This window comes from Novosphingobium sp. SG751A, from assembly GCF_013149295.1.
In the GTDB taxonomy this organism is placed as follows: domain Bacteria; phylum Pseudomonadota; class Alphaproteobacteria; order Sphingomonadales; family Sphingomonadaceae; genus Novosphingobium.
This window is the reverse complement of the sequence record NZ_JABGCB010000016.1, coordinates 40,123-64,871: the sequence shown is the minus strand read 5'-3', so window position 1 is coordinate 64,871 and position 24,749 is coordinate 40,123. Positions and strand designations below refer to the sequence as shown.

Here is a 24,749-nt window from a genome sequence, read left to right as displayed (position 1 = left end):
CAAGTGGCGCAATTTCGCGCTTTTGGGCCGGGGACGATTGTGCCCGTTCCCGCGACAATGTTGCCCCGATTTAGGCAATACCTTGGCCCCGGTGGGGCTTGCTAATCCTTGGCTTGCGCCGCGCTCTTGCGGCCCCGTGAAGACAAGAGGATTGCCCGATGAAACCCAAGAGCCTGCAACAGGCCATTGACGATGCCGGTTCGCCGATGGGCGTGGTGTGGAAACCCGATGCCAAGGCGTGGAGCGTGCCGGTGATTGCGCCCGAATATGCCGGATGGCGGGCCGAACAGGCGGCGTGGCGCGATGGCGTGGCGCTGTCGGATCTGTCGCATCATATGTGGGATCTGTGGATCGAGGGGCCGGACGCACTGCGCCTGCTGAAAGACTACAGCGCCAACAATTACGAAAATTTCGTGGTGGGTCAGGCCAAGCAATTTGTGCCCGTCACGGCGCGGGGCAATTTGATCACCGATGGCATCCTGATGCGCGATGCGCCCGAACGCTTCAACCTGTCGGGCGTGCCTGCTTCGCAAAGCTGGATCCGGTATCAGGGCGAAAAGGGCGGCTATGATGTGGCCATGACGGTGGACCCGGATTCGGGCCTGCGCAAGGAAGGCGATCCGCTTATCTTCCGCTTCCAGATTCAGGGGCCGTTGGCCATGGCGCTGTCGGAAAAGCTGTTTGGCGGGCCGCTACCCTCGACCAAGTTCTTCCACTCGACGCCGGTCGAGCTGGGCGGGGCGCATTTCCGCGCGTTTCGTCATGGCATGGCGGGCATGCCGGGCTATGAATTCATCGGCGACTGGAAGGATGCCGCCGCCGTTAAGGAAGCCATCCTGAAGGCAGGCGAAGAGTTTGGCCTGCATCACGTGGGCGGCAAGGCCTATTACACCAATGGTATCGAGAGCGGATGGATCCCCACGCCTACGCCCGGCGTGTTCACCGATCCCGAATTGCGCGATTACCGCGAATGGCTCTCGGTCTTTTCCTATGAAGGGCAAAAGCCGCTCCACGGCAGCTTTTATTCCGACAATATCGAGGATTACTACGTCTCGCCCTTCGAACTGGGCTATGGCAAGTCGATCAGCTTTACCCATGATTACCTTGGCCGCGAGGCGCTGGAAAAGGCCAAGGGCGATTATCGCCGCCGCAAGGTGACCTTCGTGTTCGACGAGGCCGATTTGGCCCGCGTGTTCGGCCGGCCCGATTATCTCAACACCTATGGCCGCTATCGTGTCGAGAAGGATGGCAAGATGGTCGGCATGTCCTTCCAGACCGGCCTGATCGGGCCGCTGAACACGATCCTCTCGCTGGGGCTGGTGGACAAGGAACATGCCGCCCCCGGCACGCAGCTCGAGTTTGTCTGGGGCGAGCATCCGGGGCCGGGGCATGATGCGGGCGGCGATTACGGGTTCGAGCGGTTGAAAGTCACCGTGGCGCCTTCTCCCTATAATGACCATGCGCGGGGGGAGTATCGGAAGGATTAAATTGGGGAGGGGGACCGGTTTCGGTTCCCCCTTTTTTAGGTTTAAGGGGCCTCCGGCGGGTTAAGGGCGGGGGCCCTTAACAATCCCGTTAATGGGTGGCGTTTGGTTGGAGGACGGGGTGTTGACCTGATGGTTGAAAAGCCTGCGGCGCGGTAAGGTGATCCCTATCCGCGCCGCAGGCTTTTACATTCAGACGCCGCTATAGAGCGCCTTGGCCGAAATCGATGCACAACACAGACAGTAGCGGGATTGCAAAGGGACCGAGTCCCTTTGCCCGCCGGAGGCACCTGAACTTAATTCACCCCCGCCCCTTAAACTTCTCGCCCAGAAACGAGATCAATGCCCGCGTTTTGCGCGGCGCATCCCCGCCCGGCGGAAAGGCGACATAGAGCGGACGCAACTCGGGCGGATTATGCGCCATGACTTCGACCAGAGCGCCTTGTTCGAGCGCGCGCCACATGATCCCGCGCGGCAGCATGGCGATGCCCAGCCCCACCTCGGCGGCCTCGCGCAGGGCAAAGACGCTGTTGGAGGCGAATTTCGGGGGCAGGCGCAGGGGCAGCCTGTCGCCATTGGCCAGCACCCATTGCGTATCGCCCAGCTTGCCGAGGCATTCGTGGCTTTCCAGATCGGCAATGGTTTCGGGCGTGCCTCGCGCGGCCAGATAGGCGGGCGAGGCGACGAGGAGATGTTCGATCCGCCCGATTTTCTTGACCATGATCGAGCTGTCGCGCAGCGCGTTGGGCTGGATGCACAGGTCATGGCCAAGCGTGAGGAATTCATGCGGATTGGCCGATGGTTCCTCGAAATGCAGTCTGATCGAGACCTTGGGATAGGCCGCGCAAAATTCCGCTGTGGCCGAGGAGATCCCAAAACTGCCCAACCAGATCGGGCAGAGGATCGAGATTTCGCCTTCGACCTCGTTCTTGATGGCCGAAATCTGCTCCTCGCCCATGCGTATATCGCCCAGCACCCGCTGGCACAGTTCGCTATAACGGATCCCGGCCTCGGTGGGCGTCACCTGCCGCGTGGTGCGGTTGAGCAGTTTGATGCCCAGATGCGCCTCCAGATCGGCGACATGGCGCGAGACCAGCGTGCGCGAGATCGACAATTCCTCGGCCGCGCTGGTGAAATTGGCGCATTTCACCACTTTGAGGAAGGTCGTCATCGTGGTCAGCCGGTCCATCGCTCTCTCCCGTTTTTATTATGGTGCCGGGTAAAATCCGCCTTTTTCGGCGGATTTTCAAACATGCTCTTAGCCCGGATCAGGCGCCCTGTCCCTTTCGTTTGCCGTGGCCGCTGATTTCATCGCCGACATCATGGGCCAGCGAGAGGTAGAAGATCGCCGCGCTCGCGCTCATGACGCCTGCCAGCACCAGGGCGATGCGGAAATCCTCGATGCCCAATACGGGGGCTCCCCGCGCGGCCTGAGACAGGGTGAGCAGCAGCGCCCCCACGGCCACCCCGCCGCCCATGCCGATCTGCTGGGTCAGGGATGACAGCACCGATGCGGGCTGGCGCTGGGGCGGGGGAATATCGGCGAAATTGACCATGGTGATCGCGGTCAGCTGCATCGAGCGCCCCGCGCCCGCCAGCGCCAGCACCGCCGCGTTGAAGGCATAATGGTTGCCCGGCACGATAAAGGCGCAAAGCGCGATGGTGACCCCCGCGATCAGGCTGCTCCATACCAGCACGGCACGGATGCCATAGCGTGCGATGATCGGATTGGTGATCGTCTTCATGGCCAGATTGGCCAGCATATAGAGCATCAGCATGCCCCCTGCCTCCAGCGGGGACAGGCCAAAGGCGAGCTGGAACATCAGCGGCAGAAGAAAGGGTGTTGCGCTGATCGCCGCGCGCGAAAGGACGCCGCCCGTCACGCTGGAGATGAAAAAGGAACGCACCCGCAACGCATCGAGCCGCACCAGCGGCGCAGGCGCCGCGCGCATATGCCGCAGCGCCGCCACCCCGATCGCGCCTGCCATCGTCATCAGCCCCAGCCCGATCACCAGATGTCGCATATCGCGCAGCCCCAGCAGATCGAACCCATAGGTCAGGCATGCCAGCGCCAGCGCGGTCAGGACAAAGCCCTTGAAGTCGAACTTGGTGCGCGTCTGCACCTCATTGGGCACATAGGCCAGCACCAGCGCAATGCCCACCAGCGCCACCGGCACGTTGACGAAGAAGATCCAGTGCCACGATGCCATTGCCATGATCCACCCGCCCAGCGGCGGCCCCAGCACCGGCGCCACCAGTCCCGGCCAGATCAGCGCCGAAAGCGCGCGCATCAGATCCTTCTTTTCCGAGGTTCGCAGCACCACCAGCCGCCCGACCGGCGACATCATGGCTGCTGCTGCCCCCTGCAACGCCCGCCCGCCGACAAAGACCGTGAAATCGCCCGCAAAGCCGCAGATCAGCGAGGCGATGGCAAACAGGCCGATCGCCCCCGCAAACAAAGTTCGCGTGCCCACCCGATCCGCCAGCCAGCCGGAGGCCGTGACGAAACAGGCCGCCGCCATCAGATAGGCGGTGATCCCCATGCTCATCCGCGCCGGATCGACGCCGAAATCCCGCGCCATTTGCGGCAGGGCGGTGACGATGATCGTCGCGTCCAGCGTCTCCATGAAAAAGGCAATCGCCACGATCAGGGAAACCAGCATGGATTTCCCCCCGACAAGGGCCGACAAACGCTCGCTCACATTATTTCTCCCGCATCGCGCCTTGGCGATGGTCATGCGCGGGGCCCATGCCCAACATCGGCGCCCGCATTTTCGCCCAAAGCGTGACAAAGCGGGGGGCCGCGCGCAAGCGGCACATTGTTGCGGATTCCGCGACACTGCGGTGAGGGCACGCCCGGTTGCCACGCGCGCCGCGCCGGGCGACGCTGCGCGCCAAGAACATTATCCTTGGGAGAATTCTGTCCGTGACAGAGGCATATATAACGGCGCCGCAATCGGCCAGGTTGCAACAGGAAGGCGCGCAAGCCGCGCCATGGCCGCGCATCATCCTGATCTATCTGATCGGCGTTTTCGGCATGCTGGTGGTCAGCATCGCCGTGCCCGCGCTGGGCGGGATCGCGGCGGAGTTTCATCCCCGCTCCCCCGCGATCATCGGCTGGGTGATGTCGATCCCGGCGCTGGCGGCGGCGCTGGCCTCGTTGCTGATCGGGGCGATGGTGGACCGGATCGGCGACCGCCCGGTGATGATCGCGGGGGCCGCGCTGGTGGCGCTGGCCGGGGCGGGGGTGATGATGGCGGGCGGGCTGGCGACGTTGCTGGCCTGGCGCGTGGTCGGCGGGCTGGGCTATGTCTGCATGGTGGTGGGCGCGGTGGCGATGATCCTGCGCCTGACGCAGGGCCGCCAGAGAGTGGCCGCGCTGACGCTGTGGTCCACGGTCATCCCGGCCAGCTTCATCGTCTCGGGCCTCTATGGCGCGCTGGTGGGGCCGCATGTGGGCTGGCGGATGGGCTTTGGCGTCCATGCCGCATTGGTGGCGATGCTGGGGCTGATGGCGCGGCTGCTGCTGCCTGCGCGTGAGGGCGGGGCGCGGGCCTCGCGGCTCGATGGTCTGGGCGCGGTGCTGCGCAGCGGCGGCACGTATCAGTTGGGCCTGTGTTTCGCGGCAGCGGCCTTTGTCCAGACCGGGCTGGTGGCCACCTTGCCGCGCCTGTTGGGGGCCACCACCGGCGTGGACGAGGCGGTGGTGCATTCCTTCACCCTGCCCGCGATGGCGGCCAATATTGCCGGGGCGGCGCTGTTTGGCGTGGCTTATGGGCGCGGGGCGCGGGCCGCTGTGCTGGGCTTTGGCGCGGTTGGGCTGGTGCTGGGCTGCGGGGCGGGGCTGGTGTTGCTGCGCACGGGTCTGGCGGGCGCGGTGCTGCTCGATTGCGGGATGATGGTGGGGCTGGGCATTCTGGTGGGGATGTGGGCGCTTTTGCCGCTGGTGGCGCCTTCGCCTGCCTCGATGGGGGCGACCAGCGGGATGGTGACGCAGATCACACTGCTGGGCGTCCTGTTCGGCCCGCCCGCTGCCTTTGCCAGTTTAGGACTGGGGTCTCGCGGCTTGCTTGCCTTCTTCCTTGTCGGCGGGGTGCTCAGCCTGCTGGGCTATCCGGTCTGGCGCCGCCGGGCGGCATGAGGAAAGGGCGCTGCCCGTTGAAGGCAGCGCCCCACTATATCAGAACCGGCCGGGCGCGCTCAGCCAGCGGTCGATGTAATCATAGGTGGTCTTTTGCGTATCGCCATATTGGCCCGGCACCTTTTCGCAAGGGCGGCAGGTGGCATAGAGGTGATCGGCCCCCTCGACAAAGGCGAGCGATTTGTCGCGCGAGGCGGCCAGATTGTAGATCGTTTCGGCGGCCAGAAATTCCCAATGCGCGGTCATACCCATCACCAGCAGGGGCGCGGAAATCCCCTGAACATTGCCCGGCGGGCCGGCATAGGTCGAGGCCCAGTCCACGCCCTTCACCCCGGTGGCATCATAGGCAAAATCCTCGCCGACGCGGATCGCATAGGTCGACAGATAGGAGCGCACCGAGGTGCGCAGCGCCCCGCGCCGATAGGAGGGCGAGAGATTTTCGGTGTTTTCCGGCACGCGCACGGTTTTGACCACCTGCGTCGTGACCGAGCCATCGGGATGGATCAGGGGATGGGGCGCCCTGGTCTGGGCCATCAGGGTGATATCCTGCGAAAACAGCTTGTTGTTGCCGCCCAACAGGCTGGCCCCGGCCACGGTGAAGGGGGCGTCATCCTGATAGGGGCCTTTGCCCGCCGTGATATTGGCCAAGGCGGCCTGCGCTTTGGCGGTGATGGCGCGGCTGCGCTGGCCCTCGGCACGCAGGAATGTCTGGACGAAGGCGGGGGAATAGGTCGATCCGGCCGGTTTGAACCCATTGGCCGGATTGAACATATCCAGCGCGGGGTTGAGCCGGGTGGCGTCCTCCTCGCTGGTCACCGCCGGGTCGAGGCTGAAGAGCGTCATCGCGCCAAGGCCCCAATTGGAATCGACCAGCATTAACCCATCCGCCGCAGGCAGGCCCGCCAGCGTATCGGGGCATTTCCAGATCTTTTCCGCGCCCTGACAGGATTTGACCCCGCCCTCGGCTATCATCTGGTAGGCGCTCATCACCGTGCCGCCGCCGCTGTGGCCCAGCAGGACCACGCGGCGGATCCCCGGCTGGGCGCGCAGGGCCAGCATCGCCGCCTTGATCTCCAGCACCACCTGATCGATCATGCCATCGTTGAAGGCGCCCGATTTGCTGGTGCTGTTGTTGACGCAAAGCGCGCGATAGCCGCGCCGCGCCAGTTCGGTGCAGCCGGGAAAAGCCAGATAATCGGCCGCCGAATGCATGATCAGCACGCCGGTGGAGGATTTCGGCCCCGATTGCGCGGGCGCATAAAGCACGCCCGGAACGCCCGGCGCGATGCGGATGAACTGTGTGGTGATGGGCGCGGCCATGGGCGTTTGCGCGGCGGCAGGGGCGGCCAGAGCGAGGCTTAAAGGCAGGAGCGCGCGGCGCAGGCCATGTTTAAAGGCGGACATAGAAAAGGCCCTTTCGGCAAGGGCCATGGGCAATGCCGAAAGGGCCCCGCATCAGAATAAAAGACAAAAAGCGCCCCCCGATCCGCGATGGGACCGGGGGGCCTAGGGGCTATGTTAGAACTTGGCGCGGAAACCGGCGGTGAAGTAGCGGCCCACCGCATCGTCCACCACCGAGAAGCCGCCAAAGCCGCCCGGCGCGGTCGAGGTGCCCGGCGCATTGGCCGCGGGCGGGGTGGCGTTGAACAGGTTCTGGACGTTGAAGAACAGATCCGCCTTGCCATTGTGGGGCAGGGTGACGGTCTTGGAAATGTTCATGCCCAGTTGCCCGAAGGGCGCCACCGTGCCCTGACCCGTGGCCCAGATCACCGAGGGGTCGCCCCACAGCTTCATCGCATTGCGCCAGCGATAGATGGCATCGACGCGCAGGGTGTCGGTGACGTTGAAGCTGGCCGTGCCGGTCAGGCGCCACGAGGGGCTGGCCGTCAGACCATTGGTGCCAAAGGCCACGCCGCCCTGATCCACCGTGGCAACGCCGGGCTGGATATAGCGGATATGGGGCTGATAGGCGGCCAGACCGCGCAGGGCCAGCTTATGCCCGGCAATCGCGCCGACATAGTTGGCCTCGACATCCAGACCATAGGTGGTGATCTTCGACAGGTTGATCGGCTGGACATACCATGCCGTCACATTGCCGCTGCTGTCACGCTGGATCAGGTTGCAATAGATCGACAGGCCGCCGGTGTTGCAGCCCTGCTGGATCGTGGGCTGGAAACCCTGAACCGTGGTGATCGCATTGCTGACCTTGATGTCGTAATAATCGACCGCAAGGCTGAAACCGGGCAGGAAGGAGGGCTTGGCCACAAGGCCCGCCGTCCACGTATTGCCGATTTCGGCCGTCAGGTTCGGGTTCGACACATTGACCGATGGCAGCAGGTTGGTGGCGCCGGTCTTCAGATCCTGATTGTTGACCATGGTGATCGCGGTCGAGGAGAACAGGTCGTTCAGAGTGGGCGCCCGGATGTCGCGCGAAATCGTGCCGCGAAAACGCAGGCCCTCGATGATGTGCCAGTCCGCGCCCAGCTTCCACGTCCAGTAGGTGCCGACCGTGTTATATTTGGTGTAGCGCGCCGCCGCATTGATCGCCAGGGATTTGGCCAGCGCCACGTCCTTGAGCAGCGGCACGTTCACTTCGCCCGCGACCTCCCACACTGATTGCGAGACATGCGGGTTCGACGCCAGCGTCCCGGCATAGAGCAGGGTGCGCGATCCGGTCGCCACGCAATTGTAGCGCAGATTGGTGCAGTCGGCATACATCGAGGGCGTCGCGTCGCTCTGCGAGATAAACGACTGCGCGCGCCATTCGCCCGAGAGCGCGGCGGTTACCTCGCCCGCCCATGTGCTGAAGGGGCTGCCCGAAATGGCGGCGTTGAGGTCGTTCTGGCGCGTGGTGGCCACATAATGGGTGGTGTCCATGATGTAGTTGAGCGCGGCCTGGCTGGACGCACTGGGGCCGAACAGGTTGAGCGGCACGCAATTGGCATAGGCCGATGCGGTGGCGGCCTGTGTTGCGGCATAGCAGGCCGGGCCGCTGGCGGTGCTGACCGCGTCAAGCGCGGCCGAGAGCTTCTGGTTGTTGACGGTGTTATAGCTGGTGGTCGACAGGCGCGAGTCTCCATACACATAGGAGACGTTCCAGTTATACTCGCCCAGCTTGCCTTCGAGGCCCGCGATGGCCATCAACTGGCGGGTTTGCGGCTCGAAACGGGCACGTTCGATCTGGGTGTTGATCTCGCTCAGCACAAAGGTCGAACCGGTCATCTGCGAGGCATAGGCCGAGGGCAGGAAGGCATTGCCGGTCGAGAGCGTGTAATTGGCCAGGCTGATGTCGCTGCCATAGGACACGTTCTTCTTGAAATTGCCGCTCAGCGTCAGGAAGCCGTGCACATTGTCGCTGAAATCATAATCGGTGCGGGCATAGACCTGATGCGAACGCTGCGAAGCCTTGAGCGACATGTCGAGATAGCCGCCCGCGCCCCCGCTCTGCGTGGTCGTGCCGCTATAGGTCGTGCCGTTGGTAAAGCTGGAGAGCACCCCGTTGCTGGCGAAATATTGCCCCGCCAGCGCGCAGCCCGTGCCGCAGGAGATGATCTTGCCGCCAAAGGGCTGGGCCGAAAGCGTGCCGTTGGTAATCAGCGAATAGGGGATGGTCGTGCCATTGCCCACGACGACCGCGCGGTTGAACCAGCTGCGCTGCGAGCGGCGCATGATGCCGTCATCGTTGCGATATTCATAGCTGATCTCGAAATGGCCGCGCCCGCCGGCAAACTTGCTTCCCCATGCGATGGCCGCATTCATTGAAGGGTCGTCGCTATAGGTTGAAAGGCCATATTGCGCCTGAACCTTGAGCCCTTCGAACTTCGTGTCGGTGACGAAATTGACCACGCCCGAAACCGCGTCCGAACCGTAAACCGCCGAAACGCCGCCCGTCACCGTGTCGACGCGCTTGACCAGCAATTGCGGGATCACGTCGGCGTCAACGATGTTGGTATAGGACGTGGGCGGCACGCGGCGCCCGTCGAGCAGCACCAGGTTGCGCACCCCGCCCAGATTGCGCAGGTTCAGCTGGGCCGCGCTGCCATTGCCGCCCGAAACGCCGCCCGATACGCCCGGATTGCTGAACTGACCGCGCGAACCGGAGAAAACCGGCAGCGTGTTGATCGATTCCGTCAGGCTGGTCGGGCGCAGATTGCTAAGGCTCTCGGTGCTGACCACGGTTACCGGGGTCGGGCTGTTATCGCCATTCTTGACCACGCGCGAACCGGTGACGATGATATCCTGTGCCGGGGTGGCGTCCTGCGCCTGCGCGGCGCCGACAAGCGTCACAAAGCTGGTGCCCGCCATCAGGGCGGCTAGAATTTTCGGCATTTTGCTCTCTCTACCTGTGTTTATATCTTGTGGGCCATCGCCATCGCTTTGGATGACGCCTCCATGGCCCGTTTGCCTCCAGAGCGGCGACCCGCCCTTGAAACGTTACATATCCGCTCACGCGGTTGCGGGCCGATCAATTTGACGGCGGGACGGATTGATTACCTGTCTTGTGAGGTGTGGGTTTAAAAAGGGAGGAAGGGGGCCTCCGGCGGGCAAAGGGCGGGGCCCTTTGCAATCCCGTTATGGGGTGGGGCCGGATTGGCCATGGCGCGCATGGGGCGGGGGTTTGATGGCCTGCGGCGCGGCGAGGTTACACTGTTTGGCGCCGCAGGCTTTGAACATTCAACGCTGCGCAGATCAGCCTTGGCCGAATTCACAGCGGGGCAAGGACAGTAACGGGATTGCAAAGGGACAAGTCTCTTTGCCCGCCGGAGGCATCAAAAAATCACCCCCAAAATCACCCCAAAGCCGCCGTCACATCGTCGAACAATTCATCCACGCTCAGCTTGCGTGGAATGATCTTTTGCTCAAACGCCCATTCCACGGCCAGTTCCAGCCCCTTGCGATTGGCCTCCACGCCCATCGGCGGGAAGGGATCGGGCAGGCCACCCTCGGTCAGATCGCGGCTTTCGCAGATCATGCGATAGATTTCGCGCACGGCCTCGGGGTTGTCGCGGGTCAGGTCTTGGTGGACGACGAAGATGTGGTTGATGGGCACCACGCCTTCGCGCGCGAACCATGCCTTGGCCGCGTTGAAGGGATCTGGGATGAGGCGTTCGACACGCGGATCCTTGGGCAGGTCGACGCCCTGCAGCGTGGCGGCCAGTTCGCCGTCCAGCATCATCTGGCCGATGTCGCTGCCCTTGGGCAGGCGGGTGCAGTTTTCCGGGTCGGTATATTCTTCAAGGTGGCCCTCGCCCACGGTGTAGAAATTCACCTTGTTGAGATCGACACCATACTCATGCTGCAAAATGCCGCGTACCCACAATCCGGTGGTCTGGGCATAGGTGCGCACGCCGACCTTGCGGCCCTCGATATCCTTGGGGTTCAGATGGCCAAGCTCGCGGTTGAAGCCCGCGCAATGGTGTTGAAACCGGCCCGAAACGGGCGCGGGCAGCAGCACCCATGGCTTGTTGTAGCATTTGGCCTGAAGATAGGTGACGATGGCCAGTTCGCCGCAATCGTACATATTGCGGCGCAGCATGTCCTTGAACCCGCCCTGCGCGGGGTTGGGCCCGCACAGATCCAGCTTCACGATATCCGAGATCACGCGTCCATCGTGGATCGCCTTGGTATAGGGCGATTCCGCCAGATTGGTGCGCAGGCTCAGCATGCCGTTTTCCACGGTTGCCATGGTTTGTCTCTCCCTGAAATTACAGTCGAACTTCGATCAGTTTCGGCCCCGGCTGCCGGACCGCATCGGCCAGCGCGCGGGTGAAATCCTCGGCCGTTTCCACCGGCTGCGAAGGCACGCCCATGCTTTTGGCCATGGCCAGCCAGTCAATGCGCGGATTGCCGATGTCGATCATCGCCATCGCCTGAGGCCCCGGCGTACCGGCGCCCATGTTGGCATATTCGGCCTTGAGGATGGCGTAGCTGTTGTTGGCAAAGATGATCGTGGTGATGTTCAGCCCCTCGCGGGCCTGCGTCCAGAGCGACTGGATCGTGTACATCGCGGACCCATCGCCCACCATGCAGATGACGGGCCGGTCCGGGCAGGCCAGCGCCGCGCCGGTGGCAACCGGCGTCGAATAGCCGATCGAGCCGCCCATATTGTTGATCAGATCATGCGGCGCCGCGCCCATGGTCAGGCCCATGCTCTCGCGCCCGGTGGTCAGGCTTTCGTCCACCACAATGGCGTTTTCCGGGATCGCTACGGCCAGCGCATGGGCGATGCTGATCGGGTTGAGCGGCCCTGTGGGCGGCACGGTTTCCAGCGCCGGCTGGATCAGTTGCGGCGCATCCGCGCTCACGCCCAGCGCGTCGAGCAGCATTTCAAACGCCAGCTCGCTGTTCTCATCGGCCTCGGCCAGCGCGTGGACGCTGGTGCCTTCCTTTTTCATCAGGCTGGGCTTGTCGGGATAGGAGAAGAAGGCGACCGGCTCTACCGTTTCCACGGTGATCAGGTGCTGGAAATCGGAAAGGAAGGCAGTGGCCTGCGCGACGGCATAGGGGATGCGCTCGATAGGCGTGCGGCCCGCGCCGCGCTCGATCCGCGCGGTGAAGAATTGCGAACCCAGACGCGCGCCGGTGGCCCGTGCGACCCGGCCCGCCAGATCCAAAGCCCGCCCCCGCGTGGCGCGATTGGCGAGGATGATCATCGCCGGTTCGCCCGATTTGAGCACCTTTGCGATATGGTCGATGCGGGCCTGAAGCGGGGCCTTGCGCGAGGGCCCGCGCGCCGGAGGCACGATGGGGTTGTTTACGCTCTGCCACGAGACATCGCCGGGCAGGATCAGCGTGGAAATCTTGCCGGGATGCTCGCTGGCCACCTGCACGGCCTGCGTTGCGTCCCATGCGATGGTGTCGGCGCTGTCGGCGCGGCGGACCCAGTGCGAGAGCGGGCGCGCCAGACCCTCGATATCCGAAGACAGCGGCGGGTTATATTTGAGGTGCGAGATCGAATGCTCGCCCACGATATTGACCATGCCGCTGTTGGCGCGTTTGGCATTGTGGATATTGGCAAGCCCATTGGCCAGACCCGGCCCCAGATGAAGCAGGGTGGAGGCGGGCGTTTCCTTCATGCGATACCAGCCGTCCGCCGCCCCGGTTGCCACGCCTTCGAACAGGCACAGCACCGAGCGCATCCGGGGATTGTCGAGGGCGGCGAGGAAATGCATTTCCGACGTGCCGGGATTGGCAAAGCAGATGTCGACGCCGCCATCGACCAGCGTGTTGACCAGCGTTGTCGCGCCGTTCCGGGGCTGGGTCATGGCGTTAATACCCCGCCATTTCGCGCGCCTGACCGATGACGCCATAGGAACGCTGGGGCGCCGACATCAGGAAGCCATAGCCTTCGGAAATCAGGCGTTCGACATTCTTGGCATTGGTGTGGGGATTGCCCACCACCACATTGTGCTTTTTGCAGGTCTCAACGATCTTGGCCATCGCGCCCAGCACTTCGGGGTGCTCATACTGGCGCGCATAGCCCAGTTCCTGAGACAGATCGCCCTCGCCGATCAGGCAGAAGCCGATGCCGGGCACATTGGCCAGCATATCGTCGAGGTTCTCGATGGCCTCGGTGCTTTCGATCATCAGGCCCACCAGCAATTCGCCTTGGGGGGCCAGCGGCCAGACATCGGCGCGCTCGTAATATTCGGCCTGAGACACGCCCCAATAGCGCGCAGCCGTGGCCGGACCATCGCCGCGCAGGCCCTTGGGTTCATACAAAGGCACGTTCTTGGGCCTCGCATAGCGGCAGGCGGCGACCGCATTATAGGCCTGCTCCACGGTTTTGACATGGGGCGTGATGACGCCATAAACGCCGCGGTCCAAAGCCTGCTTGGCCTGCCACTGGTCCATCTCGGCGCCATTGGCGGGGATGCGGACGATGGGCGTGACGGCGGGGGTGAGGCTCTCGGCCTTGAAGATCTGCTTGCGGTTCAGAAGATACTGGAGGAAATCGCCCAGCGCGTTCATGTCGAAAGGATTATGCTCCATTTCGACGACGAGGCCGTCATAGGGGCTGTCCTGAAGGTCGATGGCGCTCTGCTTGTCCGACTTGGCAAAGCAAGTGAAGGCGGGCTTGCCGGATTCGAACGCGCGGATGATGCCGTTGAGGCGGGTGGTCATGGGAATGTTCCTTGAAGATCAGTTGGTTTCGGGCGCGGCCCAGTACATGAAGCCCATGCCCTCGCCGGTGCCGGCCTCGGTGCGCCAGCAGGGGACGTAATCGACCAGCGTCATCTGGGCGCCAGTGGCTTGCAGGGCCATCATGACAATGGAGTAGATCTTCACTTCCGACGTGCCGGACTGATACCAGCTGTCGTCATAGGTCATCAGGCCTTCGTAATCATAGGCGGCCAGCTTACCCATCACATCGCGATCGAACTCTTCATCGTTGACGAAGTGGGTCAGGCCGCCCGATGCGATCACGCCCACCCGGACATCTTCGGGCCATGCCTCGATGGCCTCACGCAAGACGCGGCCAAATTCGATGCAGCGCTTCATCGAAGGCTGGGTGGGCGGATAGAACAGGTTGAACAGCACCGGCACATGGCGCGGCACATCATCGCCCATGATCTGGTGATAGACGAAGCTGTAGGCATGGGGCACGACCGGATAATCGGGGGCATAGCCCTGACGCGCTTCCATCCAGGTGTTCTGCGGCCATGCCATCAGATCGTTGAGGTCGAAGCTCTCGGCCTGAAACTTGTTGATCAGATAGGTGGCAAATTCGGGATAGGCCTGATGCACGACATGGTGGTCGGGCGCATAGACCGGGCGCTGGGGCGGGCCGTTATGCACTTCCTCGCCGGAATAGATGGTGATCGAGGGCGACTGGTCGGGCCAGATTTCCTTCTGATCCTTGCCCAGCACGATCACCACATCGCAGTTTGCGCGGGCATAGGCCTCGGCCATTTCATCCAGAGCGGCGCGGCAACGGGCGGCGCGCTCGGTGCGTTCCTCAAGCGTCAGGAAGGGGGCAAAGGCGGCCCCGCGCAGGGCCTCCAGCTCGGGATAGGTATAGGTCTTGCCCTTGTACCACAGCGCCGGGTTTTTGCGGTCCCGGTCGCCATTGGTCAGCCAGTCTTCAGGCTTTTGCCCCAGCATCCCGCTGTGCGGCACCGCCATACCAAATACGATCTTGGCCATGATATCCTCTTGTTTGATCTTGGGCGCGCCCGGCACCTGTCGATGGGCCTGCGGGCGCGATTGGCTTGTGGGGGATCAGTTTTCGGTCACTTTGGGCGCCCATTCGGGGCGCAGCAGAACCCATGTGCCCGCCGCTCCGATCAGCAGGAACACGAAGATCACCTTCATCGGCAGATCATAGGAGCCGCTGATCGCCAGCAGCCAACCCGACAGGCTGGCCGAAACGCCGCCCGCCAGACTGGTGGCGACCTGTTGAATGCCCGTCACCAGACCGACCGCCTGCTTGGGGATCAGCGTCAGGCGGCACAGCGCCAGATTGTTGGCCGTGGCCAGACCCAGCAGGGTGAGCGAGGTGACATTCCAGAACAGCGCGGTGTTGAGGTCAGACGCTGTGGACCCCAGCAGCACGGTGCAGCCGCCGAAGAAACCGGCGATGACAAAGCCCTTGCGCACCAGCACCGGATCGCGCCCCTTGGAAATCAGGTAATCCGCCGCCCAGCCCGCGATGGCCGCCATGATGGCGATCCCGGCAAAGCTGAAGAAGGTGAACACGCCCGATTTGGCCAAGGAAAGCCCGCGCTTTTCCACCAGATAGGCGGGCATCCAGGTCATGCAGTAGAAGGTGAAATAGCCATAGCAGAAATTGGTGAGCATCCCGCCCCACACGACCGGGCTTTTGAGCGCCCCGCCCAGCGTGATGCCCGAGGCGCGCTTGGCGATGGCGGCGCGCTCCTCTGGGCGCGGCATGTCATCGCGCACCAGAAACACCCACGAGGCCAGCCACAGCACGCCCACCGCACACATGGCGTAAAACACCGCGCGCCAAGAATAATTATAGATCAGCCATGCCGCCGCCGGAGCGCCGATCGCCGGGCCGAACTTGTTGCCCATGGCAAAGATGCCCACGGCCAGACCGCTGCGGCCTTCCTCGAAATTGTTGCGGATCCAGCGATAGGAGGCCGGGATCACGATGGCCTCGGCCACGCCCACCAGCAGGCGCGCGCCGAACAGCACCGGCAGCAGCGTGATCGTGCCGGTGATCGCGCTGATCACGCACCACAGGGCAAAGAAGATCGCATAGGGGCGCTTGACCCCATAGCGGTCCACCAGCCAGCCCATCGGCACCTGCGCGATGCCATAGGACCAGAAGAAGGCCGAATTGATCCAGCCCCGGCCCACGTTGGACAGGCCGAATTCCTTGACGAACCCCTTGTCGGCAATGGCCGAACCGATGCTGGTGCGGTCGATGAAGGAGATCAGCACCCCCAGCGCCAGCAGGAACAGGATGAACCAGCGCGGGCCGGATGAAGTTTCGGAGAGGCCTGCGGCTTCGTCCGTTTCTGTCGTTTCCGTTGCCGGGGAATTAAGGGACGCAGCCATTGCAGGACCTCTCTTGTGTTATGTTCAGTCGGCCAGATCGGGATAGAGCTTCTGCGCGGTCTTGCCGAAGATCCATGTGCGATCCTCATCCGACAGGCAGGCGAGGCGATTTTCAGCCGTGGCGCGAATTTCGCTCAGCGTGCCGGGCGAAGTGGGGAAATTCGAGCCCCATGCCAGTCGGTCCGCGCCAAACACTTCCACCACCTTGGGGAAGAAAGTCTCGGGGCTGGCCTCGCCCTTTTTGACATCGCCCATGATGCGCGGCGTCAGCTTCATGTAGATATTGGGCAGGTCGCCCATGTCCCACAGGCTCTGCGCATTGGCATAGGGCGGGCCGTCGAGCACATCGGGGCGGGCCAGATGGTCCAGGATGATGTTCACATTGCCAAACCGCGTGGCCAGATCGCGCACCTGCGGCAGGCCGATGGGGCCGGTCTGGATGCACATCGGAATGCCCAACTCGCCCAGCAATTCCCATGCGGGATAGGCGGTGGGGTTTTCCAGCTCGGTGGGGTCGAAATCCTTGGTCGAACCGCCGGTGAAGATGCGCAGGCCCTTCAGCCCCTTGCCCACCCAGTCCTTGATCGTGGCCACCGCATCGGGGGCGGCCACATCCACGCTGCCCACCGCGATCAGGCGGTCCTTGTATGCGTTGCAGCCATCGACCACATAGGCATTGTCAAAACCATAGGTGGTCGAGGAATGGACCACGGCGGCCTTGTGCACGCCGGCCTCATCCATCGCCGCGATCAGGGCTTCCACCGTATTGGGCCGCTCCTGCGACCAGTCCGAACGCTTGCCGAACAGAGGCGCGGGCGGATAGCGGTTTTCATCGTCCGAGATGATATGCGGGTGAATATCGCAGATAGAGGACATGGAATTTCCCTCCCGGAAATTATGGTGTGGGGCGGGGCGGCTATCGCGCGCCCCGCCCGGTTCATCACAGGCCCTTGGCCTTGAGATGCGCGTCGAGGCGCGGATAGACGCGGCGGGCATTGCCCTCGTAGATCGCGTGGCGGTCGGCTTCGGAGAGCGCCTCGCAGGCGTCCACGTAACGCTTGGTGTCGTCGAAATAATGGCCGGTGCAGGGGTCCTTGCCGCGCACCGCGCCGATCATTTCGCTGCCGAACATCACGTTGCTGGTGGGAACAACCTTGGTGAGGAGTTCAACGCCCGGGTGATGATAGACGCAGGTGTCGAAGAAGATGTTGTCGAGCAGCCCTTCAAGCGGGCGGTCCATCATCTCCAGCGACATGCCGCGATAGCGCCCCCAGTGATAGGGCACCGCGCCGCCGCCATGCGGGATCACCAGACGCAGCGTCGGGAAATCCTGAAACAGGTTCGATTGCAGGATCTGCATGAACACCGAGGTATCGGCGTTCAGATAATGCGCGCCCGTGCCGTGGAAGTTCGGGTTGCACGAGGCCGCCACATGCACCATCGCGGGTACGTCCAGCTCGCACAGAGCCTCGAACAGGGGATACCATTCCTTGTCGGTGAACGGCTTGCCGGTCCAGTAGCCGCCCGTGGGATCGGGGTTCACATTGACGCCGACAAAGCCCAGCTCATTCACGATGCGTTTCAATTCCGGCACCGAATTCTTGGGCGGGGCATAGGGCGACTGGGGCAACATGCCCACCGGCACGAAATTCTCGGGATAGATGTCGCACACCCGGCGGACCAGATCATTGCTGATCGTGGCCCATTCAAGGCTGGTGCGTTCATTGCCCAGATGGTGGCTCATCAGGCCGGCGATGGGCGAGAACAGGGTGATGTCGGACCCCCGTTCCTGTTGCAGCTTCAACTGGCCATTGCCCACGCCTTCGCGGATTTCATCGTCCGAGACATGGGCTGCCGAGAGCGGCGGGGCGCTGCTGGGGGTTTCGGCATTGGCCACCTGCGCCGCCCGGAAATCGCGGAACGACTTGGGCACGGTGGTGAAATGGCCGTGGCAATCGATAATCATTGGGAAAGGCTCCGAATTTACGCCCCGAATTTAGGCGAGCGCCGCAATCTTGGTGGGATCGACGAAGAGTTCGTCCATGCTCATGCGGCGCGGGGTCAGGCCCTGATCGAAGGCGGTCTTTTCCAGCGCCTCGATGGTCGCGCGGTTTTCCTCGATGCCATAGGGCAGCGGGTCGGGGCCGACGATGCTCTGGATCGCGCGATGTTTGTCGGCGGTGGGGCCGGTGGCCTCGCCCGAATTCAGCTTTTCCAGATAGGCGTTCTTGGCCTTGGTGAAGGCGTCATAGATCGAGCGGGCGACCCAGGGGTGTTCCTCCAGCACCGAATCCTTGACCACGATCGTGCCGTGCATCGGATAGATCTTGGTGCGCGCGTAATATTCCGCTTCCAGTTCGACCGCATTGGGGAACAGGTCGGGATAGTTGGTTTCCACTTCCTGCCATCCGCCCGTGGGCGCGCCGGTGCGGCCGATGCCGGCGGCGGCATCGAAACCGGCGACGATGTCGCCGCGCGCCATCATGTCGGCAAGGCTGTCGCCTGCGGCCACATGGGAAACATTGGCGGGGAGCTGGAGTTCCTGAACGTGTTCTTCGTCGTCAACGAACCAGTTGATCTTGTTGTTATCGACGCCAAATTCGTCGATCAGCACCTGACGGGTCCACACGCCCGTGGTCACCGAATAGGCGCGCACGCCGACATTCTTGCCTTCCAGATCCTTGGGGGTCTTGATGCCCGCATCGGGGCGCACCAGCAGGCCCGAATGGTGGAAACGGCGCACGACAAAGATCGGCAGCGCCTTGAACTTCTTTCCATAGGCGCGCGCGATAATATAGGTCGTGGGCGCGATTTCGCAGACGTCGAATTCAAGGTCGCGCACCATGCGGCGGAACGCGCCGATCTGCGGCTTGACGGTGACGATTTCGGCATCGACGCCTTCGATGGCGATTTCGCCGCTGCGGATCGCGGCGGTGTGCGGATGTTCGGCAACCGCGATTTTCAGGTGGACTTTAGACACGAGGCTCTCCTGATCTGACTTGCAGAATGCCTTCCTCTCAGCCCGCGTCAAAGGCAATCGTGGGTGCCTCGATACCAAAGACCCGCGGCGGATTTTCAATCACCCTATTATGGCCCGTAATGCGCGAGGTAGGCACGAGGGCCTCTGCGTTTAGGCGCTGATTTTCGCTGGTTTCGCTCTGGTGCGTCGAAAGGCGCGTGATGCGCGGGCGCGTGGGAGGCGTTGCGATTCAGGGAATGATCCTTATCGCGGATGGGGAGAATCGACCGGGCCGACGCGGGGCCTTGCGCATGGCGCGCGAAGGGGTGGAAAAAGATGTTTCGCAAATTCAATTCGTTGCCAATTCCCGTCCCTTGCCGAAACCGCCCATCGGGATGTTTACGCATCGGGGCTGGCGCATTCTTTTGAATAGGTATAAAAAGGATGTGGGGAGTCAGGTTGTTTAGGCCATGAAAAGCACAAAAAATTATGATTTTGGGGCCATTGATGCGATCAGTTTCAGGCAGTTGCGACTGTTCGAAAGCATCGGCAGATTGCAGAGTGTCCGCCGGGCCTCGGAGGACTGCAACTTATCGCAGCCGGCGGTCACGCAATCCTTGTCCAAGCTGGAGGTGCTGGTGGGCGCGCGACTGGTCGAAAGGCGGGCCAGCGGCAGCTATCTCAACAAAGAGGGCGAGGCCTTCTACGCCCGCGTCTCGCGCTTTCTGACCCAGTTCGAGGAAGCGCTCAGCGTGTTCAACGTCGAGGGCGGGCGCAACGGAGCGCGCTCGGCAGCGGCCCGGCTGCTGCGCTCGCAGGTGCGCGTGCTGATCGCCATTGTCGAGGCGGGCAATATCGGCCCCGCCGCCGAACAGTTGTGCCTTTCACCCGCCACGCTCCAACGCGCCGCGCGCGATCTGGAAAGCAATCTGCGCAAGCCCCTGTTCTATCGCACGGCAGCGGGCACCGTGCCCACGGTCGAGGCGATCGAACTGGGCCGCCGCTTCAAACTGGCGCTTCAGGAAATCGAATGGGGCATCCGCGAGCTGAACGCCGCGCAGGGCGAGGCGATCACCCCGATCACCATGGGCGCGATGCCGTTGGGCGGCAATGTGCTGCTGGGGGCGGTGCTGGAGGCCTATCTGGCGCGCGAGCCGCGCGCGCAGGTGCTGGTGCGCAATGAAAGCGCGGTGGAAATGATCAAGAGCCTGCGCGCGGGCGATGTCGATATGGTGGTGGGCCTGATCCCGGCCGACACGCCCGATGATCTGGCGCATGAGGCGCTGACGCGGACCCCCCATGCGATTGTTGCGCGCAAGGACCACCCGCTGGCCGCGCGTGAGAAGGTGACGCTCGATGATCTGGCCGGTTATGAATGGCTGGTCGGCGCGCCGGGGTCGAGCCGCCGCACCTGTTTCGCCAATCTGTTCGAAGGGCGGACCGAGGCGCGCGCGCCGGTGGCGACTTCGGCCCTCTCAATCATCAAACATCTGTTAAAGGGCAGCGACCGGCTGACGCTGATGACATCTTTCGAGATCCAGCATGAGGGCGAAGGTCTGGTCGCGCTGCCTTTTGGGCCGATCGTGCCGGTGCCCGCCTTTGGCATCACCACTCGCGCGGGGTGGCTGCCCACGCGCGCCCATGCCATGTTCATGCAGATCATCCGCGATCAGATGGCGGTGTCGAGTGTGAATGCCCGGCTTAATGCCGCCGCCGCGCTGGAAATGGAAAGTATCTAAAAAAAGGCCCCGCAATTGGCGTTGCGGGGCCTCTCTCTATCAATCGAACTGGCGGCGGGGCAGGCCCAGGGGGTTGGCCGCCTTCAACGCATCGGGCAACAACGCATCGGGCAGCGCCTGATAACAGACCGGGCGCAGGAAGCGGTGGATCGCCATGGCCCCCACCGATGTTGTGCGCGGGTCGGACGTGGCCGGGAACGGCCCGCCATGAACCATGGAGCGCGAAACCTCGACCCCCGTGGGCCAGCCATTGGCAAGGATGCGCCCGACCTTGCGCTCAAGAATGGGCAGCAGGGGGGCGGCCAGCGGATAGTCGGCCTCGTCAATATGCAGCGTGGCGGTCAACTGCCCTTCCAGCCCTTCGAGAACCGCGACGATCTGTTCTGCATCCTTGCAGCGGATGACCAGCGAGGAGGGGCCGAAAACCTCATGCGTGAGCACCGGATTGCTCAGCAGATCATCGGCATCGACCGCCAGCAGGCGCGCCGCGCCGCATTGCGTATCCCCATCCGGCCCTGCGGCCAGCACGGCCACACCATCGGCCCCGCTCAGCGCCTCGATCCCGCGCGCATAGGCGGCCGCGATCCCGCCCGTCAGCATCACCTGAGGGGCAACGCCCTTGAGCGCTTCGGAGGCCGCGCCAAGGAAGCGGTCGAGGTCGGGGCTGTCTAGCGCCACCACCACGCCGGGGTTGGTGCAGAACTGGCCCGCAAACAGGCTGAGCGAGCCGACATAGGCGCGGCCCAGATCTTCGGCGCGAGCGGCCAGAGCGGCGGGGAAGAGCAAAACCGGATTGATCGATGACATTTCAGCATAGACCGGAATGGGCTCCGCACGGCTTGCAGCCACCGTCATCAGCGCCAAACCGCCCCCGCGCGAGCCGGTAAAGCCCACTGCCTTGATATGGGGATTCGCGACAAGGGCGGTGCCGATGTCGTTGCCCGGCCCCTGGATCAGGCTGAAAACGCCTTCGGGCAGGCCGCAGGCGGCGACCGCTTCGGCAATCGCCTCGCCCGCCAGAAGCGAGGTTCCGGGATGGGCCGGATGGGCTTTGACCACTACCGGGCAACCGGCGGCCAGCGCCGAAGCCGCGTCGCCGCCGGCCACCGAAAAGGCCAGAGGGAAGTTCGAGGCGCCGAAAACCGCGACCGGGCCGACGGCAATCTGGCGCGCGCGCAGGTCGGGGCGGGGCAGGGGCTGGCGTTGCGGCAGCGCCGGTTCGATGATCGCGCCCGCCCAGTCGCCTTCGCGCAAGACCTTGGCAAACATACGCAATTGGCCGGTGGTGCGGCCCAGTTCGCCATTCAGGCGGCCTTGCGGCAATCCGCTTTCCAGCATTGCGCGGGCCACGATCGCCTCGGCGCGGGCCTCCAGCGCGGCGGCGATGGCTTCAAGGAATGCGGCCCGCGCCTCGGGGGTGGTTTCGCGATAGGCGTCGAAATCCGCCCCGGCCAGCGCGCAGGCCTCGGCAATATCATCGGGGGTGGTGATCGCGAAATCGCCGTCCAGCGCCTTGCCGGTGGCGGCCTCGATTCCGGTAAAGCTGGCGGCACCGGTGCGGCGCTGCGCCCCGATCAGATAGGCAGACGACATGATGGCTCCTTCGCAGATTCAATAGCTCGTGGGGCGGTGTCTATGAGCGCGCGCGCTTTGGCAACCTTATCGCTTCTGCGGGCGGGCTGATCGATATTCCGCCCGCAAGGTTTCATGAGGAAGGCGCAAGACATGGCTGTTGAACAGATCGCGGTGACAGCGGCGGAGGGAACCGCCCCGGCATGGGCCTATACCCCCGAGGGCAAAGGCCCATGGCCGGGGGTGATCCTGTTGATGGACGGGCCGGGCATGCGCCCTGCGGTGCATCATATGGCGCAAAGATTGTCGGGCCATGGCTATGTCGTGTTGCTGCCCGATCTGTTCTATCGTTCGGGGCCCTATGATCCGGTCGATCCCAAGGTGGTGTTCACCGACAAGACCCTGCGCGAGGCGCATCGCGAGCGTTTCATGGCCAAGGCCGGGCCCAAGGCGGTGATGGCCGATTTTCCGGCCTTCCTTGCGGTTCTGGATGCGCGCGGCGATGTGGCACCGGGCGGCTATGGTGTGACCGGCTATTGCATGGGCGGGCGTCTGGCGCTGATCGCGGCGGGCACCTATCCGGAGCAGATCGCGGCGGTGGCCTCGTTTCACGGCGGCGGATTGGCCAATGACACGCCCACCAGCCCGCATCTGCTGGCCGGGCGGATCAGGGCGAAGATCTATGTCGCGGGCGCCATTGAGGATGCCAATTTCGACGATGCGCAAAAGGCCCGCCTGATCGCCGCGATGGAGCAGGCCGGGGCGGATTTTACGGTGGAAACCTATCCCGCGCGCCATGGCTGGGTGCCCGAGGATATGCCCGTGCATAACCCGGAGCAGGCCGAGCGCCATTGGCAGACATTGATCCCGTTTTTTGATGGCGTGTTGAAATAAGGCGGGAAACCGCCCGGTCCTAGGCCACCGGGCGGTTTTCAAACCCATGGGCGCCGAGCAGCGAGGGGAACAGCCGCGCCCATCCCGCCGCAATCGCGATCGAGGCGATCCCGCCAAACACCACCGCCCCCACCGGCCCCAGCAGCGCGGCGGCAAGACCCGATTCCATCTCTCCCAATTCATTCGAGGCCGAAACGAACAGCGTCGAGATCGCCCCCACCCGCCCGCGCATCTCATCGGGGGTGGAAAGCTGCATCAAGGTCTGCCGGATCAGCACCGAGACCATATCGGCCGCCCCCAGCAGCGCCAGACAGCCCGCCGAGAGCCAAAACGAGGTGGACAGGCCGAACACCACCGTGCCCGCCCCGTAAATGCCCACGGCCCCCAGCATCTTGGCCCCGACATGGCTGCCCACCGGCCGCCATGACACGAACAGCGCCGTGCCCAGCGCCCCCACCGACGAGGCCGCCCGCAGCAGTCCCAGCCCGTCGGGCCCGACATGGAGAATATCGCGCGCATAGACCGGCAGCAGCGCTGTCACCCCGCCCAGCAGCGTGGCGAACATATCGAGCGTGATCGTGCCGAACAGCAGCCGGTTCGAACGGACATAGGCCAGCCCCTCGCGCATCAGGTCGAGCGGGCGCCCCCGCGAACCGCGCGAATGGCTGGCGTCCGCGCTGATCAGCATTTGCGCGGCCAGCGACAGCACCAGCAGCACCGCGGCAAAGCCAAACGCTGCGCCGGGTGACACCGCATAGGCATAGCCGCCCAGCACCGGCCCCAGAATGCCCCCCACGCGCCCGGCAATCGCCCCCAGCGCAATCGCGCGCGGCAATGTTTCGGGCGGCACCGTGGCCGAGAGCAGCGCATTCATCGCCGGCATGTAAAAGGCGCGCGAGGCGGCAAAGCCCGCAGCGACAATATAGAGCACCATCAACGACAGGCCGCCCCGCGCCGCCAGCAGGCACAGCGGGATCAGAAAGCACAATTGCCCGATCAGCGCGCCGCGCACCACTTTGCGCCGGTCATGCCGGTCGGCCACCAGCCCGGCCATCGGGTTGCAGATCAGGAAAGGCAGGAATTGGGCCAACCCAACCAGCCCCAGCCGCAGCGCGGCGGCGCGTACGCCATACGTGCTGCGCGCCACGTCATAGACCGCCCAGCCCAGCGCCATCACCATCGCATTATGCCCCAGCATGGCGGTCAGCCGGGCCAGCCAGTAGAATTGGAAATCGCGGTAATGCAGCGGATGCTTTGGCGCTTGCGTCATGGTCGTCCGGCTATCAGCGCGGGCAGGCCGCGTCGAGGAGGAACTGTGCCGATCCGGCCATGATGGCCCCCTCATCACGGATCGGGCAAGGGGGGAGCGTTAGGGATACAGGCATTGCGCGGCCAATCCAAACCATGGCCTGCGCGATAGCAATCGGGGAGCA

The 24,749-nt window shown here is 63.8% G+C and carries 19 protein-coding genes; 5 read left to right on the top strand and 14 right to left on the bottom strand.

The genetic code is table 11. The features are described from left to right. The first annotated feature begins 158 nt into the window (after positions 1-158). Positions 159-1,487 carry an aminomethyl transferase family protein gene (locus tag FHW96_RS19790; protein ID WP_172342306.1) on the top strand — a complete coding sequence of 443 codons (1,329 nt, stop codon included), beginning with the start codon at positions 159-161 and terminating at the stop codon, positions 1,485-1,487. 298 nt (positions 1,488-1,785) lie between these two features. On the opposite strand, the gene FHW96_RS19785 is transcribed toward FHW96_RS19790, so the two are convergent. Together FHW96_RS19785 and FHW96_RS19780 are read right to left on the bottom strand one after the other, a co-directional pair. After that, positions 1,786-2,673 (bottom strand): LysR family transcriptional regulator, encoded by an 888-nt coding sequence (locus FHW96_RS19785; RefSeq protein WP_172342305.1) that lies wholly within the window; start codon positions 2,671-2,673, stop codon positions 1,786-1,788. A gap of 79 nt (positions 2,674-2,752) precedes the next feature. Then, the gene (locus FHW96_RS19780; protein ID WP_172342304.1) at positions 2,753-4,186 is read right to left on the bottom strand and encodes an MFS transporter; all 1,434 of its coding nucleotides are present in this window, start codon (positions 4,184-4,186) and stop codon (positions 2,753-2,755) included. A gap of 224 nt (positions 4,187-4,410) precedes the next feature. Here FHW96_RS19780 and FHW96_RS19775 point away from each other — a divergent pair, with 224 nt between their 5' ends. Then, positions 4,411-5,625, top strand: coding sequence for an MFS transporter (locus FHW96_RS19775; protein ID WP_172342303.1), 1,215 nt, complete (start codon positions 4,411-4,413; stop codon positions 5,623-5,625). A gap of 39 nt (positions 5,626-5,664) precedes the next feature. Here FHW96_RS19775 and FHW96_RS19770 read toward each other — a convergent pair whose 3' ends face one another. Together FHW96_RS19770 and FHW96_RS19765 are read right to left on the bottom strand one after the other, a co-directional pair. Beyond that, positions 5,665-7,029, bottom strand: coding sequence for a hypothetical protein (locus tag FHW96_RS19770; protein ID WP_216650975.1), 1,365 nt, complete (start codon positions 7,027-7,029; stop codon positions 5,665-5,667). Positions 7,030-7,143: 114 nt separating this feature from the next. Further along, on the bottom strand, positions 7,144-9,954 hold the full coding sequence (locus tag FHW96_RS19765) for a TonB-dependent siderophore receptor (protein ID WP_172342302.1): 2,811 nt from the start codon (positions 9,952-9,954) through the stop codon (positions 7,144-7,146). A gap of 267 nt (positions 9,955-10,221) precedes the next feature. Here FHW96_RS19765 and FHW96_RS26520 point away from each other — a divergent pair, with 267 nt between their 5' ends. Continuing rightward, positions 10,222-10,353 (top strand): hypothetical protein, encoded by a 132-nt coding sequence (locus tag FHW96_RS26520; RefSeq protein WP_256432879.1) that lies wholly within the window; start codon positions 10,222-10,224, stop codon positions 10,351-10,353. A 61-nt stretch (positions 10,354-10,414) separates the two neighbouring features. Here the strand turns inward: FHW96_RS26520 and FHW96_RS19760 are convergent, their stop codons facing one another. From FHW96_RS19760 to FHW96_RS19725, 8 genes are all read right to left on the bottom strand, one after another. Continuing rightward, positions 10,415-11,311 (bottom strand): phosphate ABC transporter substrate-binding protein, encoded by an 897-nt coding sequence (locus tag FHW96_RS19760; RefSeq protein WP_172342301.1) that lies wholly within the window; start codon positions 11,309-11,311, stop codon positions 10,415-10,417. 19 nt (positions 11,312-11,330) lie between these two features. Next, positions 11,331-12,890: an acetolactate synthase large subunit gene (locus FHW96_RS19755; protein WP_172342300.1), complete on the bottom strand. Its 1,560-nt coding sequence runs from the start codon at positions 12,888-12,890 to the stop codon at positions 11,331-11,333. A gap of 4 nt (positions 12,891-12,894) precedes the next feature. After that, complete coding sequence (locus tag FHW96_RS19750; RefSeq protein WP_172342299.1) at positions 12,895-13,749, bottom strand: HpcH/HpaI aldolase/citrate lyase family protein; 855 nt, start codon at positions 13,747-13,749, stop codon at positions 12,895-12,897. Between the two features lie 18 nt (positions 13,750-13,767). Then, positions 13,768-14,772 carry a protocatechuate 3,4-dioxygenase gene (locus tag FHW96_RS19745; RefSeq protein ID WP_172342298.1) on the bottom strand — a complete coding sequence of 335 codons (1,005 nt, stop codon included), beginning with the start codon at positions 14,770-14,772 and terminating at the stop codon, positions 13,768-13,770. Positions 14,773-14,847: 75 nt separating this feature from the next. Then, the gene (locus tag FHW96_RS19740; protein ID WP_172342297.1) at positions 14,848-16,152 is read right to left on the bottom strand and encodes an MFS transporter; all 1,305 of its coding nucleotides are present in this window, start codon (positions 16,150-16,152) and stop codon (positions 14,848-14,850) included. Between the two features lie 24 nt (positions 16,153-16,176). Beyond that, entirely contained in the window at positions 16,177-17,028 is an 852-nt protein-coding gene (locus FHW96_RS19735; RefSeq protein ID WP_172342296.1) for an amidohydrolase, read from the bottom strand. 64 nt (positions 17,029-17,092) lie between these two features. After that, positions 17,093-18,118 carry an amidohydrolase family protein gene (locus tag FHW96_RS19730; RefSeq protein WP_172342295.1) on the bottom strand — a complete coding sequence of 342 codons (1,026 nt, stop codon included), beginning with the start codon at positions 18,116-18,118 and terminating at the stop codon, positions 17,093-17,095. 30 nt (positions 18,119-18,148) lie between these two features. After that, positions 18,149-19,132 carry a PhnD/SsuA/transferrin family substrate-binding protein gene (locus FHW96_RS19725; RefSeq protein ID WP_172342294.1) on the bottom strand — a complete coding sequence of 328 codons (984 nt, stop codon included), beginning with the start codon at positions 19,130-19,132 and terminating at the stop codon, positions 18,149-18,151. A 449-nt stretch (positions 19,133-19,581) separates the two neighbouring features. Between FHW96_RS19725 and FHW96_RS19720 the strand changes: the two genes are divergently transcribed. Beyond that, positions 19,582-20,850, top strand: a complete 1,269-nt coding sequence (locus FHW96_RS19720) for a LysR family transcriptional regulator (protein ID WP_172342293.1) — start codon at positions 19,582-19,584, stop codon at positions 20,848-20,850. A 39-nt stretch (positions 20,851-20,889) separates the two neighbouring features. On the opposite strand, the gene FHW96_RS19715 is transcribed toward FHW96_RS19720, so the two are convergent. Then, on the bottom strand, positions 20,890-22,446 hold the full coding sequence (locus FHW96_RS19715) for an aldehyde dehydrogenase (NADP(+)) (RefSeq protein WP_371815767.1): 1,557 nt from the start codon (positions 22,444-22,446) through the stop codon (positions 20,890-20,892). A 129-nt stretch (positions 22,447-22,575) separates the two neighbouring features. Here FHW96_RS19715 and FHW96_RS19710 point away from each other — a divergent pair, with 129 nt between their 5' ends. Continuing rightward, positions 22,576-23,316 carry a dienelactone hydrolase family protein gene (locus FHW96_RS19710; protein WP_172342291.1) on the top strand — a complete coding sequence of 247 codons (741 nt, stop codon included), beginning with the start codon at positions 22,576-22,578 and terminating at the stop codon, positions 23,314-23,316. Positions 23,317-23,335: 19 nt separating this feature from the next. Here FHW96_RS19710 and FHW96_RS19705 read toward each other — a convergent pair whose 3' ends face one another. Further along, positions 23,336-24,586: an MFS transporter gene (locus FHW96_RS19705; RefSeq protein ID WP_172342290.1), complete on the bottom strand. Its 1,251-nt coding sequence runs from the start codon at positions 24,584-24,586 to the stop codon at positions 23,336-23,338. Positions 24,587-24,749 lie beyond the last annotated feature (163 nt).

What these genes read in the sequence shown, in the direction of transcription:
- FHW96_RS19790 (WP_172342306.1), top strand. Translation starts at nt 159, where the DNA reads ATGAAACCCAAGAGCCTGCAACAGGCCATTGACGATGCCGGTTCGCCG.
- FHW96_RS19785 (WP_172342305.1), bottom strand. Translation starts at nt 2,673, where the DNA reads ATGGACCGGCTGACCACGATGACGACCTTCCTCAAAGTGGTGAAATGC.
- FHW96_RS19770 (WP_216650975.1), bottom strand. Translation starts at nt 7,029, where the DNA reads ATGTCCGCCTTTAAACATGGCCTGCGCCGCGCGCTCCTGCCTTTAAGC.
- FHW96_RS19765 (WP_172342302.1), bottom strand. Translation starts at nt 9,954, where the DNA reads ATGCCGAAAATTCTAGCCGCCCTGATGGCGGGCACCAGCTTTGTGACG.
- FHW96_RS26520 (WP_256432879.1), top strand. Translation starts at nt 10,222, where the DNA reads ATGGCGCGCATGGGGCGGGGGTTTGATGGCCTGCGGCGCGGCGAGGTT.
- FHW96_RS19760 (WP_172342301.1), bottom strand. Translation starts at nt 11,311, where the DNA reads ATGGCAACCGTGGAAAACGGCATGCTGAGCCTGCGCACCAATCTGGCG.
- FHW96_RS19755 (WP_172342300.1), bottom strand. Translation starts at nt 12,890, where the DNA reads ATGACCCAGCCCCGGAACGGCGCGACAACGCTGGTCAACACGCTGGTC.
- FHW96_RS19750 (WP_172342299.1), bottom strand. Translation starts at nt 13,749, where the DNA reads ATGACCACCCGCCTCAACGGCATCATCCGCGCGTTCGAATCCGGCAAG.
- FHW96_RS19745 (WP_172342298.1), bottom strand. Translation starts at nt 14,772, where the DNA reads ATGGCCAAGATCGTATTTGGTATGGCGGTGCCGCACAGCGGGATGCTG.
- FHW96_RS19740 (WP_172342297.1), bottom strand. Translation starts at nt 16,152, where the DNA reads ATGGCTGCGTCCCTTAATTCCCCGGCAACGGAAACGACAGAAACGGAC.
- FHW96_RS19735 (WP_172342296.1), bottom strand. Translation starts at nt 17,028, where the DNA reads ATGTCCTCTATCTGCGATATTCACCCGCATATCATCTCGGACGATGAA.
- FHW96_RS19730 (WP_172342295.1), bottom strand. Translation starts at nt 18,118, where the DNA reads ATGATTATCGATTGCCACGGCCATTTCACCACCGTGCCCAAGTCGTTC.
- FHW96_RS19720 (WP_172342293.1), top strand. Translation starts at nt 19,582, where the DNA reads ATGAAAAGCACAAAAAATTATGATTTTGGGGCCATTGATGCGATCAGT.
- FHW96_RS19710 (WP_172342291.1), top strand. Translation starts at nt 22,576, where the DNA reads ATGGCTGTTGAACAGATCGCGGTGACAGCGGCGGAGGGAACCGCCCCG.
- FHW96_RS19705 (WP_172342290.1), bottom strand. Translation starts at nt 24,586, where the DNA reads ATGACGCAAGCGCCAAAGCATCCGCTGCATTACCGCGATTTCCAATTC.